The 17,722-nt window shown below is 46.9% G+C and carries 10 protein-coding genes and 1 tRNA gene; 2 read left to right on the top strand and 9 right to left on the bottom strand.

Annotation, left to right across the window (positions count from 1 at the left end; genetic code table 11):
* Positions 1-147: 147 nt before the first annotated feature.
* The gene (locus tag DFP81_RS05815) at positions 148-678 is read right to left on the bottom strand and encodes a peroxiredoxin-like family protein (protein ID WP_115896825.1); all 531 of its coding nucleotides are present in this window, start codon (positions 676-678) and stop codon (positions 148-150) included.
* A gap of 123 nt (positions 679-801) precedes the next feature.
* Between DFP81_RS05815 and DFP81_RS05810 the strand changes: the two genes are divergently transcribed.
* Both DFP81_RS05810 and DFP81_RS05805 read left to right on the top strand, forming a co-directional pair.
* A complete protein-coding gene (locus tag DFP81_RS05810) occupies positions 802-1,650 on the top strand; it encodes an AraC family transcriptional regulator (RefSeq protein ID WP_115896824.1) in 849 nt (282 codons plus the stop codon).
* 108 nt (positions 1,651-1,758) lie between these two features.
* Positions 1,759-1,835: transfer RNA gene (locus DFP81_RS05805), tRNA-Ile, on the top strand.
* Positions 1,836-2,086: 251 nt separating this feature from the next.
* Here DFP81_RS05805 and DFP81_RS05800 read toward each other — a convergent pair.
* The 8 genes from DFP81_RS05800 to DFP81_RS05765 form a co-directional block, all read right to left on the bottom strand.
* Positions 2,087-2,992 (bottom strand): response regulator transcription factor, encoded by a 906-nt coding sequence (locus DFP81_RS05800; RefSeq protein ID WP_115896823.1) that lies wholly within the window; start codon positions 2,990-2,992, stop codon positions 2,087-2,089.
* Between the two features lies 1 nt (position 2,993).
* The gene (locus DFP81_RS05795) at positions 2,994-6,509 is read right to left on the bottom strand and encodes an ATP-binding protein (RefSeq protein ID WP_115897013.1); all 3,516 of its coding nucleotides are present in this window, start codon (positions 6,507-6,509) and stop codon (positions 2,994-2,996) included.
* 224 nt (positions 6,510-6,733) lie between these two features.
* Positions 6,734-8,119, bottom strand: a complete 1,386-nt coding sequence (locus tag DFP81_RS05790; RefSeq protein ID WP_115896822.1) for a DEAD/DEAH box helicase — start codon at positions 8,117-8,119, stop codon at positions 6,734-6,736.
* Positions 8,120-8,257: 138 nt separating this feature from the next.
* On the bottom strand, positions 8,258-9,139 hold the full coding sequence (locus DFP81_RS05785; protein WP_115896821.1) for a transglutaminase family protein: 882 nt from the start codon (positions 9,137-9,139) through the stop codon (positions 8,258-8,260).
* On the bottom strand, positions 9,139-11,721 hold the full coding sequence (locus tag DFP81_RS05780; RefSeq protein ID WP_115896820.1) for a circularly permuted type 2 ATP-grasp protein: 2,583 nt from the start codon (positions 11,719-11,721) through the stop codon (positions 9,139-9,141). The genes DFP81_RS05785 and DFP81_RS05780 overlap by 1 nt, the downstream gene beginning before the upstream one ends.
* 28 nt (positions 11,722-11,749) lie before the next feature.
* Complete coding sequence (locus DFP81_RS05775; protein ID WP_115896819.1) at positions 11,750-15,118, bottom strand: transglutaminase family protein; 3,369 nt, start codon at positions 15,116-15,118, stop codon at positions 11,750-11,752.
* Positions 15,115-16,059 (bottom strand): alpha-E domain-containing protein, encoded by a 945-nt coding sequence (locus DFP81_RS05770; RefSeq protein ID WP_115896818.1) that lies wholly within the window; start codon positions 16,057-16,059, stop codon positions 15,115-15,117. Before DFP81_RS05770 ends, DFP81_RS05775 begins: the two co-directional genes overlap by 4 nt.
* Before the next feature lie 2 nt (positions 16,060-16,061).
* Positions 16,062-17,519, bottom strand: a complete 1,458-nt coding sequence (locus DFP81_RS05765; RefSeq protein WP_115896817.1) for a circularly permuted type 2 ATP-grasp protein — start codon at positions 17,517-17,519, stop codon at positions 16,062-16,064.
* Positions 17,520-17,722: the final 203 nt, after the last annotated feature.

Here is a 17,722-nt window from a genome sequence, read left to right as displayed (position 1 = left end):
TAAAATAATGGTTTTCTGAAGTGGATTTTTTTGAGATGTTTTGTTTTTTTAGTGGAAGAGAGTTTTTTAATATATTTGAAAAACGAAGAAAAGCGAAACCCAAAAAGGATTTCGCTTGTTTGTTTATTTAAAGATTTACGCTCGCTATTAAATTAATTCACCACGGGCTGGGTAATTTTTGTTAATAGCAAAATCGACTGCACCTAGAACTTCTCTAAAGTGTGGTCGAGCAAATGGCATGGTGCTGATGTTGCTCCAATATAGAGTGCCATCAGGGCGAACAAGGAAAAATCCTGGTTCAGTAAACTCAGCCGGCTCTTCAATTCCGATGCTGGTTAACCCGCGTCCAGCGCTGCGATGTAATCCCCATGCTTGTGATTGCTCAGGCGTTAAGCCGTAGCCCATGGTGAGGTTTTCAATTTCCCATTCTGTAGATGCTCGCTGCGCGCGCTCTTGTGTGTCGCTACTAAGGGCGATAATACTCACACCTTTTGCGATAAAATCATCGGCTAAACGGCTTAGTTCTTTTAGGTAGTCACGACATTTAGGGCAATGTAGGCCACGATAAACGACGATCATGGTGAAATTCTCTGGCGTTTGCTCAGCCAAAGACCAGGCGCCTGTTAGAGTGTTAAGCGCTAACTCTGGAGTAGCGGCTCTAGGCTTTAGTACAACCATTGGTATCTCCTCATGTTTCGTTGATTTTTACTATAAGGGCATACTAGAATAAAATTTGATACGATAAATGTCTCAAAGTCCTAATTTTATTGCAGATCGTATTTTCATAAGGTGGAATAATTCGTGGACAGGCTTTCTTCAGTACTCAGTGCATTTCGTCCCAAAGCCACTTCAGTAACCCGTTGTCTTTTTTTGGAAAAGGCAGAGGGCTTGGAGCTTTCTACAGAGGCAAGTTATTGGCTCTACATGATGGAAGGCGAGCTAACATTGCAAGCAAAGGGCAGTGAACCAATCTCTTTAACAAAAGGGGATGGAATGTGGTTGGCGTCTGGTCTTGCATTTGAGGCACTGCAGTCACGGGCAGCATTAGTGAATCATGAAGCGGTAGCTAACTTGCTAATTTGTGAATTTGATTTTGGAAAAAAAGCACTTAACCCTTTATTGGACTTTGCTTGTCAGTGGGTCAAGGTAGAAAAAGGCGATGAAATTGCTCAGCAATTGATGTCGTTAAATACTTTACTGCTAGCGGAAATAGAGCAGCTTCGTTGCGGCTCTCAAGTAGTATTAGAGCGTTTGGCCGAGGCGTATTTAGTGCATCTGTTAAGGGCCTTTATGCAAGCCAAAAAAGTGCAATTTGGTCTGTTAGCGGGCTTGAGTGATAACAAACTTGCACGAGCTATTGTTGCCATACATGAAGCGCCACAGCAAGCGTGGCAAGTGGCCAGCTTGGCACAGCAAGCAGGCATGTCACGTTCTGCCTTTAGTGGATTGTTTAAAGCTACCATGGGCATTACCCCTATGGCCTATTTAACACTTTGGCGGATGCGTCTGGCGGCTCAGCGTATAAAAAGAGGAGAGAGCAACTTGGCACTTCTCTGCGATGAGCTAGGCTATCAAAGCGAAGCCGCGTTTCGTCGCGCCTTCAAAAAAGTAATGGGCGTTGCTCCAGGAACGGTAATCCGTGAACCTTAATCCTCTAGAGCGCTGAAAAAATAGCTGTTTTTCTGTATTAGATTGAATTTACAGGCAAAACCATCTTGGCATTGGTTGCGCATATAGCTATAATGCGGATCGTTTTTAGGGCCTGTAGCTCAGTTGGTTAGAGCATCCGACTCATAATCGGCAGGTCCCCCGTTCAAGTCGGGGCAGGCCCACCATATAAAATAAGCCTCTAGAAAGTTAGTGAAAACTGACCTTCTAGGGGCTTTTTTATTACCTGTAATTCTGGGTGCTCTAAGAGCACTCTTTGAATAAGGAGGGAATTCCTATGAGAAATGCCATTAAGTTCTTAGCGGGTGAATATTTCTCCATACTCCTAATCCAATTTCTATTTATCAGAGCTTGATTACTAGCTGAAACAAACAAATGTATATTAATTTTATAAGAGTATTGGACTTCCCAGACTTTGCTAGACAGTGGCTAGTGTCTTTAGTGCAATGCCGGCGGCGGCAGTGCGGTTTTCTACCCCGAGTTTAGGAAATATTTGCTCTAGATGTTTGTTAACCGTTCTTGGGCTCATGTCGAGTATTTGAGCAATTTCACGGTTGGTTTTGCCATTGGCTAACCAGTGTAAAACTTCAGATTCTCGCTCTGTTAGCCCCAGCTCTTGATGCAATAGCTGGGGGCCTGTTGGACGGCGTCCATCTTCAAGCTTAAGCAACCTTTCCTGTCCTTGTTCGGCGCTGACGATTTTGACCGATAATGGGTATTCTAGGTCGCTTAATGACAAGCGGCTGTCTATCTCTGGATGATGATCAAACCAGTGTTTTAGCTGCTGAGCGAGTGCTTGTTGTTGCCATTGTGGGGTTGCTCTTGCTTTGGCAAGTAATGCATAGGTTTGTGGCGTAGCCCACATGATGTTGCCATCATCCGAGACTGTCATTAGATGCTGACCAGTACTGTCCAGTGCCAATTGGGCGCTGTTGGTTAGGCGCGCGTTATTCAGGTGAACCTTCATCCGGGCCAGTAATTCGCTGGGTTTGATGGGCTTTGTTAGATAGTCTACCCCTCCCACTTCTAAGCCTCGTACTATGTCGTCAGTGTCACTTAATCCGGTCATGAAAATAACTGGAATAGAGGCAAGATTAGCGTCGGCCTTTAACGCTTTGCAGGTTTCAAAGCCATCCATGGTGGGCATGATAGCATCGAGCAGAATGATGTCAGGTCGGATGCGTTTGGCGATGGTCAGCGCTTGTTTACCTTCTAGTGCCACCAAGACATCCATGTTGGCAGCTTCTAAGGTGTCATTGATTAAGCTAAGCGCATCGGCGGAGTCATCGACTACCAATACAATGTCATTGTTTGTTTGCATCATGTTACGGGGTCTCCTGTGAGGCATTCGCCGCTTTTTTTGTTGCCTCGTTTGCGCTGTGCTGAGCTAAGTAATTGGCCAATATATCGAATTGAAAAGCCTGATGATACTGTTCTAAGGTGCTTAAATGAGTGCTATTGAGCAGTTTTAGTTGGGCTATTTTTTGAAGTGTGTTACCGACGCCTTTGCGATAGCCCATTTCAGCAAAAGCCGCTAGTTCACGTATCAACTCATGGTCTGGAATGGTGCCATTCATGGTTGAGCTTGGAGGAATTATGGCGCTGTTGGTCGCTCTATTAGACTCTCTGGAGTGAGTCTCAATAGGGGGAGGTGTTGAGGCCATAGTCGTATTGTTGAGCGGCGTTTGATAAACCCAATCAAGCTCAATGTGAGCGGAAATTTTTTCCAGTAGGGTTTGATTGTTGACCGGTTTAATCAAGTAATCATCAAATGCCGCGCTTTCATCAGGCTGGCGATGCTGCTCTTGTGCATCAGCCGATAGCATAATAATGGGCACCTCGATGCCTTGCTGGCGTAGTGTTTGTGCGAGTTCTAAGCCGCTCATTCCTGGCATAGAAACATCTAAGATAAAAAGGTCTGGCATTGCATCTGGTAATTGAGACAAGCAATGTTCCGCGCTATAAGCTTCATAAGTAATAAAGTTAAGTGGAACGAGAATATCCGACAGTAGACCTCGTACTACAGGGTCGTCATCTACCACAAATAGCTTTTTCTGAAAGCCATGATAGCCAATAATGGCTTGTTGCGTACTTTCTCGTTGGGTGGCTTTATTAACCCAGGGGAGCATCAGGCTGACTTTGAACTCACTGCCTTCACCTACTTGGCTGCTGGCCTGCAAATCTCCTCCCATAATCTCGGTGAGTAACTTGACGATAGTAAGGCCTAACCCTGTGCCGGGTAAGTTTGCAGTATCGGCATTACGTACTCGTTCGAAAGGGTCGAAAATACGTGTCATTTGGTGCTCAGGAATGCCTGGGCCAGAATCTTTAATGACAAATTCCGCCACTTGATTGCGATAGCGAATAAAGAAATCCACCCGGCCTTCTTTGGTGTATTTAATGGCGTTGGACAGCAGATTGATCAAAATTTGCCGTAGGCGTTTCTCGTCGGTAATCACGGATTGCGGTAATGGGTCGAGAATATGGTTTTGAAATTGAATGCCTTTGCTAGTGGCCTGCATCGAAAACATATTTGCTAATTGGTCAATTAAGGCGGGCAAATCTACTGTGTTGCGATACAGGTCTAGGCGACCGGCTTCGATTTTAGAAATATCCAATAACCCCTCAATAAGGTCGGCTAAATATTGACCGCTGCGCTGAATAATATCCAAGCCATGTTGATGCTGTGGTGGGGCCTCATTTTTATCAGACAGTAGCTGAGCGTAGCCAATAATGGATTGCAAAGGTGTTCTTAGTTCATGGCTAATACCGGTTAAATAGCGACTTTTTGCTGCATTTGAACGCTCGGCGAGCTCTTTTGCAGACTGTAAGGCTTTGTCTGTTTCTTGGTGAGCGTCGATTTCTTGGGTCAACTTACGGGTTTGTCGATTGGATTCTTTTTGAGCCACAACACGGCTTTCATGGGCCAGAAGAAATAACCAAGACAAGACGCCAGAGACGATCAATAGCGTAAAAAAGAGGGTCCACATTGTTTGGCTTAAAAGCGTCGCCTCGGCGAGGGTTTGTGGCGCCATTTGCCGGTAGATTAAAACCATCAATGCTGCGTTTATCAAATTGATGACGAGCAGTAAGGTAACAAAGCGGCCGAGACGTGAGTTGATTAAACGTACGACTTTTTTGGGCAAAAACATACGCTGAAAAGCAATGCTTTGTTGGTTTATACGGGCGTGGGGTTTGCAGCTGTCCATACAGCGCACATCCAATGAGCAGCACAATGAACAAATAGGCTGTTGGTAGGCTGAGCAATAGCTCATGTCTGCGACTTCAAAGGTGTTTTCGCAAATACCACAGGTTAAGACCTTATAGGTGATGTTGGGATGTTTATCGCTTTCTAGCGCGATTAGGGGTAATAATTCTGGAGATTGTCGTGCTAAATAATACTTTCCCTTGGTAAACCAAGCGATGACAGGCACACAAATAAAGCAGCTGGCTAGACTGACAAAATGGCAAAGTGCTTTCATGGTGTCGCCGAATACGCCCAAATAACTGATCAAGCCTAACACGGTGGCGATCAGCATAGAGCCAGTACCGACTGGGTTAATATCGTATAAATGTGCGCGTTTAAATTCCACATAATCTGGGCTTAACTTAAGCGGTTTATTGATTAATAGATCCGCCGATAAACACCCCAGCCAACTGACTGCGGCAATAGCAAAAACGCCAAGAATGGCTTCAAGAGCTTGGTAAATTCCCAGTTCCATCAGTAATAGGGCAATGGTGACATTGAACACGAGCCAAACCACTCGTCCTGGGTGGCTGTGAGTCAGCCGAGAGAAAAAATTAGACCAAGCAATGGAGCCTGCATACGCATTGGTTAAGTTGATCTTCATCTGGCAAATGAACACCATAATAGCCGCCATAATCAAGGCTAGAATGGGCGACTTAGTGAGAAACTCAAACACCCCTTGATACATGTGTGTGGGGTCAGCGGCCGCCTCAAATGGTAAGCCATTTGAAAAGGCCAAATAGGCTAGAAATGACCCTAGCAGCATTTTGATTCCCCCCATAAATACCCAGCCGGGACCGGCAATAATCAGCCAGAACCACCAGCGTTTTTTATTCTCTGCGGTTTTTTCTGGCATAAACCGCAGGTAATCGACTTGTTCGCCAATTTGCGCCATAAGCGCGAACAGCATGGAAGCCGCGGCGCCAAATAGAATGACATTAAAGCTGCCGCTGTTAGGTAAACTGGGCACTGTGTAGTCAGTCCATGCTTGGAAATGCTCGTACTCACTGAATACAACAACCAATAATGCGGTGATCTGGAGTATTAGCCAAAGGTATTGGGTAAGCCCTTGAAAACGGCTGATGGCGCGAATGCCATGGGTAACAATCGGAATAACAAATACCGCCGAGAGGGCATAACCAATGGCCAAGGGTATGCTAAATAAAACCTCCAATGCGGAGGCGAGAATAGCCGCTTCAATAGCAAAGAAAATAAAGGTAAAGGTGGCATAAATAAGCGAGGTAATGGTGGAGCCTAAATAACCGAAGCCGGCGCCACGGGTCAGTAGGTCAATGTCCAAACCGTGCTTGGCAGAGTAGTAAGCAATCGGAAAGCCAGTAATGAAAAACACCAATAAGACCACAGCTATAGCTGCGATGGCATTGCTGAAACCATAATTTAGCGTGATGGCGGCAGCGAGCCCCTCTAGGGCTAAAAAAGCCGTGGCGCCTAAGGCCGTGTTAGCGACCCGCTCAATACTCATGGTGTGGGTTTGTTTGGAGGTATAGCGTAACGCAAAATCTTCCAAAGTTTGGTCTGCAACCCATTTATTATAATGACGGCGAACTTTGAATATTTTTTGTGAAACCGGCATGTGCATCTCGACAGAATAGTGAATGGCGCAGGCGCCATGCATTAAAAAGGTGCAATCAAATTGGGTTATGCACCAAAGCTGTATCTCTAGATGTGATAAAGCCGCATTAACAAAAGCGAGTTAATGCAAATACACAGATAGGTCCGTAATAACGGTAGATGGTGAGGAATCTTGCAGGCATCATGCCACCCCGTGTTTTCACAGGGTAGCCTGATTATAAGTGATTAGTCTTGAGCAGGTCTTGGTTTACGGTTGCGGCGTGCAGGCGCCAATGGTTTGCTACGCATACCTTGTCCTGGTGTAACATCTGCTTTAGGAGCCGCTTTGGCGCCATTTCCTGAGCGACGAGCACCAGAGAATTTTGCCGCGCCACCAGAACCTTGTTTTGCCCCAGCGTGCTGGTCACGTGGTGACTTAGCACGCTTTGGTTTATTAGGTTTAATTGGGCGCGTGTCTAATGTGGTGTCTGGCAACATATGCGTTGGCATAAAGTCATCCACATAGCGGCGTTCAATCAGCTTCTGAGTCAGACGTTCGATGGCTCTTAATTGATCTAGCTCATCGGCCGCCACAAGGGAAATTGCTTTACCCGTTGCACCAGCACGACCAGTACGACCGATACGGTGAACATAGTCTTCAGCCACATCAGGTAGATCAAAGTTCACCACATGAGGAAGCTGTTCAATGTCTAGGCCTCGAGCAGCAATATCCGTTGCGACCAAGGCTCTTACGCGGCCTTCTTTAAAGTCGGCTAGAGCGCGGGTACGGGCACCTTGGCTCTTGTTGCCGTGAATAGCACTGGCACGGATACCGCTGGCTTCAAGTAATTTAGTGATCTTGTTAGCGCCGTGTTTAGTGCGCGAAAACACTAGCACTTGCTCCCATTCACCTTCAGAAATTAGTTCGATCAGCAGCTCAGTTTTACGCTTTTTATCAACTGGATGAAGCCACTGTTCAACAGAAACAGCCGTCGCGTTTCTTGGTGTGACAGAGATTTCAACAGGGTTGTTTACTAAGCCTTTCGCAAGTTGGCGAATCTCTGGCGAAAACGTCGCAGAGAACAATAGGTTCTGACGTTTCTTAGGAAGAATCGCGAGGATTTTTTTGATGTCGTGAATAAAACCCATGTCGAGCATACGGTCGGCTTCATCTAGCACCAATACTTCTAGTTGGTCAAAACGAACCGCTTTTTGATTGTACAAATCCATCAAACGACCAGGAGTCGCGATCAGAATATCTGCGCCACGGCGTAATGCCATCATTTGAGGATTGATTTTAACGCCACCGAAAACCACGGTAGATTTTAGTGCAAGGTGCTTGCCGTATTCTTGAACGCTGGCCGCGACTTGCGCAGCAAGTTCACGTGTTGGTGTTAAAACAAGCGCGCGAACTTGGTTGCTTTTGGCAGGCCCGCCTTGGCTTAAGCGCTCTAGCAGTGGCAAGGTAAAGCCGGCGGTTTTACCTGTGCCGGTTTGGGCAGCGGCCATCACATCTTGGCCTTCCAATACGGCTGGAATGGCTTGAGCTTGAATGGCAGAAGGCGTGGTATAACCTTGCTCTTCAATGGCTTTTAAGATGGGGGCTGATAGCCCAAGGGCGTTGAAACTCATAGGTGTTCTCATTTATTTAAAAGGTGGGTGCAGGCGAGAAAATCTGGCCTTAAATATATGGGGTGGAGCTTACCCTATATCCCTTTTACATGCTATGTCATCGCTGTTGGAAAAATGTACAAACTCGTTCAAATTAAGTTAAAGGCGGCGAACATCGACGGAGACAGACATTTGTTGCGAGCCGCCCCCTTCAAAAATGACTCCTTGGAGTGGCGTCACGTCGGCATAATCTCGTCCCCAAGCTGTCACGATATGCTGATCACTCGGCATTAAGTCATTGGTAGGGTCAAACTCGACCCAGCCAAGTTCCGGTAAAAATATCGCAAACCAAGCATGGGATGCATCGACTCCGATAAGCTTTTCTTGGCCTGGTGGCGGTAAGGTTTCTAAGTAACCACTCATATAGCGAGCCGGTAGCCCAACTGAACGCAAGCAGCCAATCGCAAGATGGGCGAAATCCTGGCAGACACCACTGCGCTGCGCTAAGACTTGTTCAAGAGGCGTTGCCACTGTGGTGGTGTTGGGGTCAAAGGTAAATTCGCTGAACAGCTTATGGGTGAATTCAAGCGTTGCTTTTAAGACATTTTTTTCATCGCTAAAAATCTCTTTTGCATAATTTCTGAGATCTTCTGAGCGCCGAATTTGTGGTGAATCCAATAGGTATTCTTTCGCTAAATGCTCTGCTTCCGTGCGAGGTGATTGCATGAATGCGCGCAATTGCCCACAACTGGTAATACTTTTTGCTCGGTATGCATCAAGGTCTATTGGGGTGATGTCAAAATCACAGGTGACATCGATTTCCAGTTTTTTATGGGCTTCTTGAATGGAAAAATAAAACGTCTGATTACCAAAATAATCCGTGTTTTCATTCTGATACACAGGCAGCGGATAAATGCGCACTTTTTGATTTAGGCAGCGCTGATGTTCTGTATCTCTCGGCAATAGATGCGCCATGTTGTAACACAGGCTAACAGGGGCTCCGTATGCGTATTTTGTGATATGGCGAACTCGGTATTGCATCAATGACCTTCCCAGTTATTTTCTACCAAAGAGTGAGGCCCAGCAGTATGATCAAAATATTTTTCACTAATGAATACGGTGAACTGTTCTAGTTGCTCTAATAATTGAGTCATAAGCTGCTCTAAAGGCAGGCGTGTTTGAGTGTTGCGGTCCACTTGCACAAGGCCGTCTAAATCGGCGAGCTGAATGTCATTTAATGACTTGATAATCAGATGGTTTTCTGGGCTTAATCCCGCGCTTGGCATGTTATTGCGCGGTAATTTTTTGATGTGTTTACGCAGCTGGTTGATTTGGTAAATCAGCGAGCGAGGGTTGGTAGAGTCTAGCATCAAGAGCTCCAAACCGTATGCGACGCGAGCGCGATTACGATAACGCCGACGAAACGAAATTAACGCTTCGACACTGAGTAATACCGACTCTAGCACCTGTTGCTGTTGTGCTGCAGGTAAAGGTTTGGTTAATGATGAGCGCAGCAAGGTTGCGGTTTGTAGGGCGCGTTCGGTACGTCGTCCAATTTCTTGAAAGGTCCAATCTAGGCCGCGCAGCATGCTTTCATGATTCAAGCCAGACAATGCCAGCAATGAGGTGACTAAGCTATCAAGTGATTCTTCCGGTGCCGCCGGTAAACCGTTGGTGTAGGCGCGGTCTAGCTCGTGAATGTGGTCGCGTAATTCATTAATGATGATGCGGGTATCTGCTGACAGCATTTCTTTGACTTGCTCCCCACAGTTGATCATGGCTTGTAGGTTCGCCTTGATTGATCCTGGACGATTGCCATCGGTGATAATGGACACAAGTTCACTGTCTGGTGCATCAATAAGCGCATCGTCAGCCTCGGTAAAGCCAGGCAAACACCCGGTCTGAATAGACACCATTTCCAACATTAAACGGCGGCTTTCAGCAGGCAATGGGTCGATACCGTTCATTTGCTTGAATAAGGTTCGTAGCAAGCGGGTGCTGAGTTCTGCCCGCTCGGCATAGCGTCCCATCCAAAAGAGGTTTTCTACTACGCGACTCGGTAAGTTTGTTTGTAGTGCTTCGTCTTGCAAAATGAGTTTATCAGACAGCTGAGCCGTTTGTTTTTCTGGCTCTGAGGCAAGGATCCAAGTGTCTTTGCTGGTTGATGAGGAGAGTGGTGAAACAATTTTGTCTCTCACACTATTGCTCACCCGTGACAGTCCCCCGGGCATGACCGAGTAGTGATCTTGGTCAGAAACGGTAAAGGCTCGCAAAATACTCGGTCGTGCTTGTAGTCCGCCATCTTGCCACACCGGTGCTACAGATCCTGGGATATAGCTTTGTGCGGTATACAGATGAGGGTGTTTTTTTATCATTGCTAGGGTGCTGAGTTTTTGTTTTTCGTTCAGCGTGTGGCCATAAATACTGCTTTGATTTGCGTGTCGAATGGCCGATTTAATAATCAGGTTTTCTATATTATGAGTGACATAATTGAAATCTTCAGGGTCACCACACCACCAGCTTGAGACAGAAGGGAGCGCCAAGTCTGAGCCAGTTAGAAAACGGCTAATAGCGGGTAGAAACTTTAATAATGCAGGTGTTTCTAACACGCCGCTACCCAGAGGGTTGGCGATGGCGACATTGCCGGCGCGTACTACTTCAAGTAAGCCTGGCACACCGAGCATAGAGTCGGTGCGCAATTCAGCTTGGTCACAATAGGCGTCATCGACGCGTCGTAAAATGACATCAACACGGGCCAACCCACTTAGTGATTTCATCCAAACTGCGCCATTGCGCACGGTTAAATCGCTGCCTTGAACCAAGGGGAAGCCGAGATAGTTCGCCATATAGGCTTGCTCAAAATAGGTGCTGCTAAAAGCCCCTGGGGTGAGCATAACAATGCGCGGTGTTTCGGTCCATTCACTGGCAAGCTTGGATAACATACCTTTAAGTGAATGGAAAAACGCAGACAGTCGATGCACCTGGCTATCGCGAAAAATACTCGGAATCACACGCGAAACAACAGTGCGGTTTTCGAGGGCGTAGCCTGCACCACTGGGCGCTTGAGTGCGATCTCCAATAATTTGAAACTGCCCAGTTTGGTCGCGTACCATGTCGACCCCGTGCAGTAGCAATTGGTGCGGGCCTGGCGTTGTCACATTGTGACATTGACGTAAAAACCCAGGATGACTAAAGAGAATTTCAGCGGGTAAAGTGCCGCTTTTAATAAGCTCTCTTGGGCCATAAAAATCTTTTAAAATGAGGTCAAATAGCGCTGAGCGCTGGGCTAAGCCTTCTTCTATTTGTCGCCATTCATCACTTTGAATAATGTTAGGAATCAAATCCAGCGACCAAACGCTAGGCGTTAACGGGTCGCTGGTTAGGTTGTATGTTGCACCGTCTTCACGAAGTATACGTTGCGCACGCGCCTGTCTATCGACCATGCCATCATTGGTAAGTCCTCTGATACTGTTGAGCAAATGCTCCCAGTGTGGGCGTGTTTGGCGATCTTCCGTGAAGGCCTCATCAAAAGCATCCGTTGGCATTTCATAATCGGAAAATAACGCCGGAGCGGATGACGTATCATCCGCTGGCGTATTAACAATACTTGATTGAGATTGCATAGTGCGTATGAGCCTAAAAAATTAACGATCAGAGTACAGTATACTGCTTACGCAAATCTAATGTATGAGGATATTCATCCATTGGCTCTTCAGCAGGGGGAGCCATCGCTCTTGGCGGCTCCTGGTTCGGATAGAAACCACGCAATGCGCTAAACTCAGGTGGTGGTGATAATGGGCCTTGGGTGAAACCATGATCCCAAAAACGATTAACACGTCGCGCCTCGGCTTCATTGCTGTTAACCGGTAAATTATCATAAGTACGACCACCAGGGTGGGTAACATGATATGTACAACCGCCAATCGATAAGCCATTCCAAGTGTCAATTAAGTCAAACACCAAAGGCGTATCAGTCCCCAGCGTTGGGTGTAACGCGGAAGGTGGCGCCCACGCCTTGTAGCGTACTGCTCCGACAAACTCCCCTTTACGGCCAGTCGAGCGGATAGGGACGCGGCGACCATTGCAGCTCAGCACATAACGACCTTCCGTTAAGCCTGTGAGTTTCACCTGTAGACGTTCTACCGAAGAGTCCACATAACGAGCCGTGCCAGAGCCAGTGATTTCTTCCCCAAGCACGTGCCAAGGCTCAATGGCCCAGCGTAGTTCAATTTCCATATCGTCTATTTGCTGGCGGCCATAATGGGGGAAGCGGAACTCTTCAAACGGTGTTAACCATTCTAGTTTGAAAGGAAAACCATGGCGCTGTAAGTCTTCCACGACTTCTTTGATGTCTTGCCAGACAAAATGCGGCAGCATAAATTTGTCATGCAGGCTGGTGCCCCAACGTACCAATGGTTTTTTATAAGGTTCTTTCCAAAAACGCGCCACCAAACAGCGCAGCAGCAACATTTGCACTAACGACATATGCGGATGCGGCGGCATTTCAAAACCACGAAACTCTAATATACCTTGGCGTCCGCTGGCGCTACCAGCGGCGTATAGCTTGTCGATACAAAATTCTGAGCGGTGCGTGTTACCAGTAATATCTACTAGCAAGTTGCGCATCAGGCGATCGACCAACCAAGGTTCATGTACAAAGCCATCAGGCATATTTTGGAAAGCAATTTCCATTTCGTATAGTGCTTCATCACGGCCTTCGTCTGGACGTGGTGCCTGACTGGTTGGGCCGATGAACATACCTGAGAATAAATACGAAAGCCCAGGATGATGCTGCCAGAAGGTAACAAGACTTTGCAATAACTCAGGGCGCCTTAGCAATGGGCTGTCTGCTGGAGTGCGCCCACCCAGGGTGACATGGTTGCCTCCGCCCGTGCCCGTGTGGCGCCCGTCGAGCATGAATTTCTCCGCTCCAAGGCGTGACAAGTAGGCTTGGTGATAGAGGGTCTCAGTATTATGTACGAGCTCTTCCCACGAGCCAGCAGGGTGAATGTTTACCTCGATGACACCGGGATCAGGGGTGATCAAAAATTTCTGTAAACGAGCGTCTTTAGGGGGCTCATAACCTTCAATGACCACAGGAAGTTCGAGCGCTTTAGCAACATTTTCGATGTGGTTTAATAAGCTGACAAAGTGCTCTAGATGAGTGGTCGGTGGCATGAAGACATGTAGGCGACCGTCACGGGGCTCGATACAAAGGGTGGTACGAATGACGTTTTTCAGAGCCTTTTCTGAATCGACTGAAGGGGCTGAGGGCTGTTTCGCAAAATGCTGCTTAGCCACATGGCTTAGCACTTTTTCACTGGCTTTTTCAGTTTGATTCGCGAGCGGTTGACGCGGATCGAAAGGATCCCGTTCAGGAATGCGATCTTCTTCTGCAACCGGTGGCAATGAATCCAAAGGAAGACGGTAGCCCATTGGGCTGTCACCTGGAATCAAGGTAATCACATCGCTGCGCATTGGCCACAATGAGCTCTGCCATTGGTTACTACTAGTGTCGTATTCGATTGGTAAAATATAGCCTGTGGTGGTGCTTAAACCGCGGTTTAATAGTTTTGCCAGACGGCGGCGCTCTAGGTCGTCCTTTAAGTCGGCTTTACGTGGGTCGGCGGTGACGGGGAGCGATTGCTCTAGCCATAAATAGTAGAGCGTGTCCTCGTAGGTGTCTTGCAGGTATTTTGTATCTAGTTGCAGAGCGTTACATAGCTGCTCACCAAAGGCTTTGGCGTCCTTGATGGTGTGTTGGTAATCTTTGTCGACGCGGGCTAGGTAATCTTGGTTTTGCCACAGGGCTTCGCCATCGGTACGCCAAAAGCAGCCTAATGCCCAGCGAGGAACTTCTTCTCCTGGGTACCATTTACCTTGGCCATAATGCAGTAAACCATTAGCCCCAAATTCTTTTTTCATGCGCAGCAATAGGTCTTTGGCGAGTTTGAGCTTCTCTGCTCCTAGTGCGCCGGTATTCCACTGTTCGCCATCCATGTCGTCAATTGAGACAAAAGTGGGCTCACCGCCCATGGTGAGGCGAACATCCCCTTCATCAAGCTGTTCATCGACGGCAAAGCCAAGGGCTTTGATATTATCCCATTCGCCGTCTGCATAGGGTTTGGTGACGCGAGGGTCTTCGTGAATACGAGCAACAATGTTGCTGTAACTGAATTCACATTCACACTCGTCAATGAAGCCTGAAATAGGGGCTGCGGATGCAGGTTCTGGTGTACAAGCTAATGGAATGTGACCTTCGCCAGCAAAAAGGCCAGATGTTGGATCTAAACCAACCCAACCTGCTCCGGGTAAATATACCTCGCACCAAGCGTGTAAATCGGTGAAGTCTTCTTCTGGTCCAGAGGGGCCGTCTAACGCTTTGACATCGGAGGTAAGTTGCACGAGATAACCAGAGGCAAAGCGTGCTGCAAGCCCTAGGCTACGAAGAATCTGCACTAATAGCCACGAGGTATCACGACAGGAGCCTTTTTTCAGGGTCAATGTTTCTTCTGGTGTTTGAACGCCAGGTTCGAGGCGAATGCCATAACCGATGTCGCCCGCGAGACGGCTATTGATTGCAACCAGAAAGTCATTGATAGGTGTTTCTTTGCGGTCTACCGCAGACAGCCATTTGTCCAGTAGCGGGCAAGAATCGGTTACTTGCAAATACGGGTCTAATTCTTTTCTCAGGGCTTTGTCGTAGGCAAAAGGGTAGTTTTCTGCGTAGCTTTCCACAAAGAAGTCGAATGGATTGATGACCGTCATATCAGCAATAACTTCGACCATAAACTCAAGCTTATTGGTTTTCTCTGGAAACACTAAACGGGTTTGAAAGTTACCAAACGGGTCTTGTTGCAAGTTAATAAAGTGCGTTTCAGGTAGCACTTTTAACGAGTAGCTATGAATTTTAGTACGAGAATGCGCGGCTGGTTGCAGCCTCAAAATATGAGGGGCAACATTGATAAATCGATCAAAGTCGTAAGTGGTTTTATGCTGTATCGCTATTCTAATCGTCACGCGGCATCTCCTTGTCGAAAATTAAACCAACTCTCGGTAATGTGGTGGTTAATTTCGATGACTTTTAATTGCAGATCATTGAGGTAATCGTGAAAATCAGCATCAATGTCTTCTGAGCTAGAAATTGGATAGTGCTGCTCACTTAAAGTTTTTATTTGTGCGCTAATCAGACCTGCTCTTGGCAATTTTGTCGCGGCGTCTCTAATTTGCTCTAAGCAATAACTTAAACTGCGAGGGAAACAAGGGTCGTTGAGAAGGAAGCTAACGGCTTTGGCGCCATTTATGGAAGTTCGAACCGTGCGTCGATAATCCAAGTGAGCGCTCTGGGATTTAAGTACTTTAGACCAGACAACCTGACCAAGACGCACATCTTCCTCTTCTTTTGATTGCAACATGACAGACACAGCCGCATCGATAATTCGGGTGTTCATGTCAGCACGTTCTAAATAACGTCCCATGATGAGGAAATGCCAGCCGCAATCACGGCTCATGGCGCCTGCCAATAAGCCAATGATTTTCTGACAACCTTCAATGATAGTGTTTAGGAAAACATGGCGTTGGGAGCGATTAATGCCCTGTTTGATATTTTGTCGAGCGTACAAATCCAACTCATTGATCAGCTCCCACATCTCCTCAGGAACCACGTCTCGAGTGGTACGGATGTTTTCTCGAACGGCTTTCAATGACGACAGCATGGAGCCTGGATTAATATCATCCGAAAGCAAAAACTTCACCACATTGCGTTCGTCTTTTACTTTATAGCGCTGCTCGAATTGTTCGACGCCACTGTTGATTTCTATCAAGTTGTACCAAGAGATTTCAATGTCTCTAGGAAGGTCAAAGAGAAGCTCGTCATAGACACTGACTAAGCGGGCGGTATTCTCCACACGTTCTAAATAGCGTGCGCTCCAATATAGGCGTTCTGCCACTCTTGATAACATAGTTATTGTCCCTTTGTTTCGACAATCCAAGTGTCTTTACTACCACCACCTTGTGACGAATTAACGACCAAGGAGCCTTTTTTCATCGCGACTCGTGTCAGACCACCCGTGGTGACATAGGAATCTTTACCTTGCAAAATAAACGGTCGCAGATCTAGATGGCGTGGTTCCAATGTCCCTTTTGATATTAACGTGGGGGCGGTGGACAGCTTTAAGGTTGGTTGAGCAATGTAATTTCGTGGATTTTCTTCAATCAGCTCAGCAAACATCGCTTGTTCTTTTTTCGTCGAATGAGGGCCAACGAGCATGCCGTAACCGCCGGATTCGTTTGCCGGTTTGACGACTAGTTTATCGAGGTTCTCTAGTACGTAAGCGCGCTGTTCAGGGTCTTCGCATAAGAAGGTTTCGACGTTTTTCAAGATCGGCTCTTCGTCTAGGTAGTAGCGAATAATCGCTGGTACGTAGGCGTACACGACTTTATCATCTGCAACGCCAGCACCGGGTGCATTTGCGAGAGCCACTGTGCCTTTGCGCCACGCTCTCATTAGTCCTGGCACCCCAAGTACGGACTCACCATCAAAGGCTTCTGGGTCGAGGAACAAATCATCAATACGACGATAAATAACGTCGACACGCTCGGGTCCATTAATGGTTTTCATATAGACGCAATCGTCTTCTTCATCGACGAAGAGATCGCTGCCTTCGACTAATTCTGCGCCCATCTGTTGTGCTAAGAAGGCGTGTTCGAAATACGCTGAATTATAGATGCCTGGTGTGAGTACAACTATCTCAGGGTTCTCTATATCACGTGGAGAAAGAGCGGCGAGCGTATCAAATAGGTGAGCGGTGTAGGAGCCGACAGGGAGAATGTCGTCATTTTCAAACAGCTCCGGTAATACACGCTTAGTAATAGCGCGATTTTCTAACATATAGGAAACCCCAGAAGGCACTCGTAAGTTGTCTTCTAGAACATAAAATTCGCCATCTTCATCGCGTACCAAGTCGGTGCCACAAATGTGCGCCCATACGCCAAAGGCAGGGGAAACGCCTACGCATTCGGGTCTAAAATTTTTGGAGTCTTTGATGATGTGAGCTGGGATAATGCCATCGTTAATGACATTTTGGTCATGGTAAAGGTCGTCTATGAAGAGGTTAAGGGCTTTAAGTCGCTGTTTTAATCCGGCTTCGGCAATTTTCCAATCCTTGGCTTCTATGGTGCGTGGCACAATGTCGAAAGGCCAAGCTCGGTCTATGTTTCCTTCTTCTGTGTAGACGGTAAAACTGATGCCCATTTCTTGGATAGTGGCTTCAGCGGTGAGTCGGCGTTTTTCTAACTCTTCTTCGGATAAACTGTTTAGATAATTCAGCAGTTGTTTCGCTGGTGCTCTTGGCTTTCCCTTTGGGTCGATTAATTCATCAAAAAAATCTTGTGATTGATATTGGCTACTCAAACTGTCCATTTACACCTCGCTGTATTCTTAGCTTATGGGCTTGTCTCTTAAAAATGACGCATTTCCTTGCGCTTGTTGGCCTAGCGAGCCTCTCTTGTGAAGTGGCTTATTTGTCATGCTTACGCGTTATCAGATGACTTAAGTAAATATTATCGATGATCTGACACTAGCGTGCTCATTAGGCAAATGAAAGACAGCAAGTATTGCGCCAA

The organism is Marinomonas pollencensis (genome assembly GCF_003387375.1).
GTDB classification, from domain to species: Bacteria; Pseudomonadota; Gammaproteobacteria; order Pseudomonadales; family Marinomonadaceae; genus Marinomonas; species Marinomonas pollencensis.
This window is presented reverse-complemented; position numbering and strand designations above follow the sequence as displayed.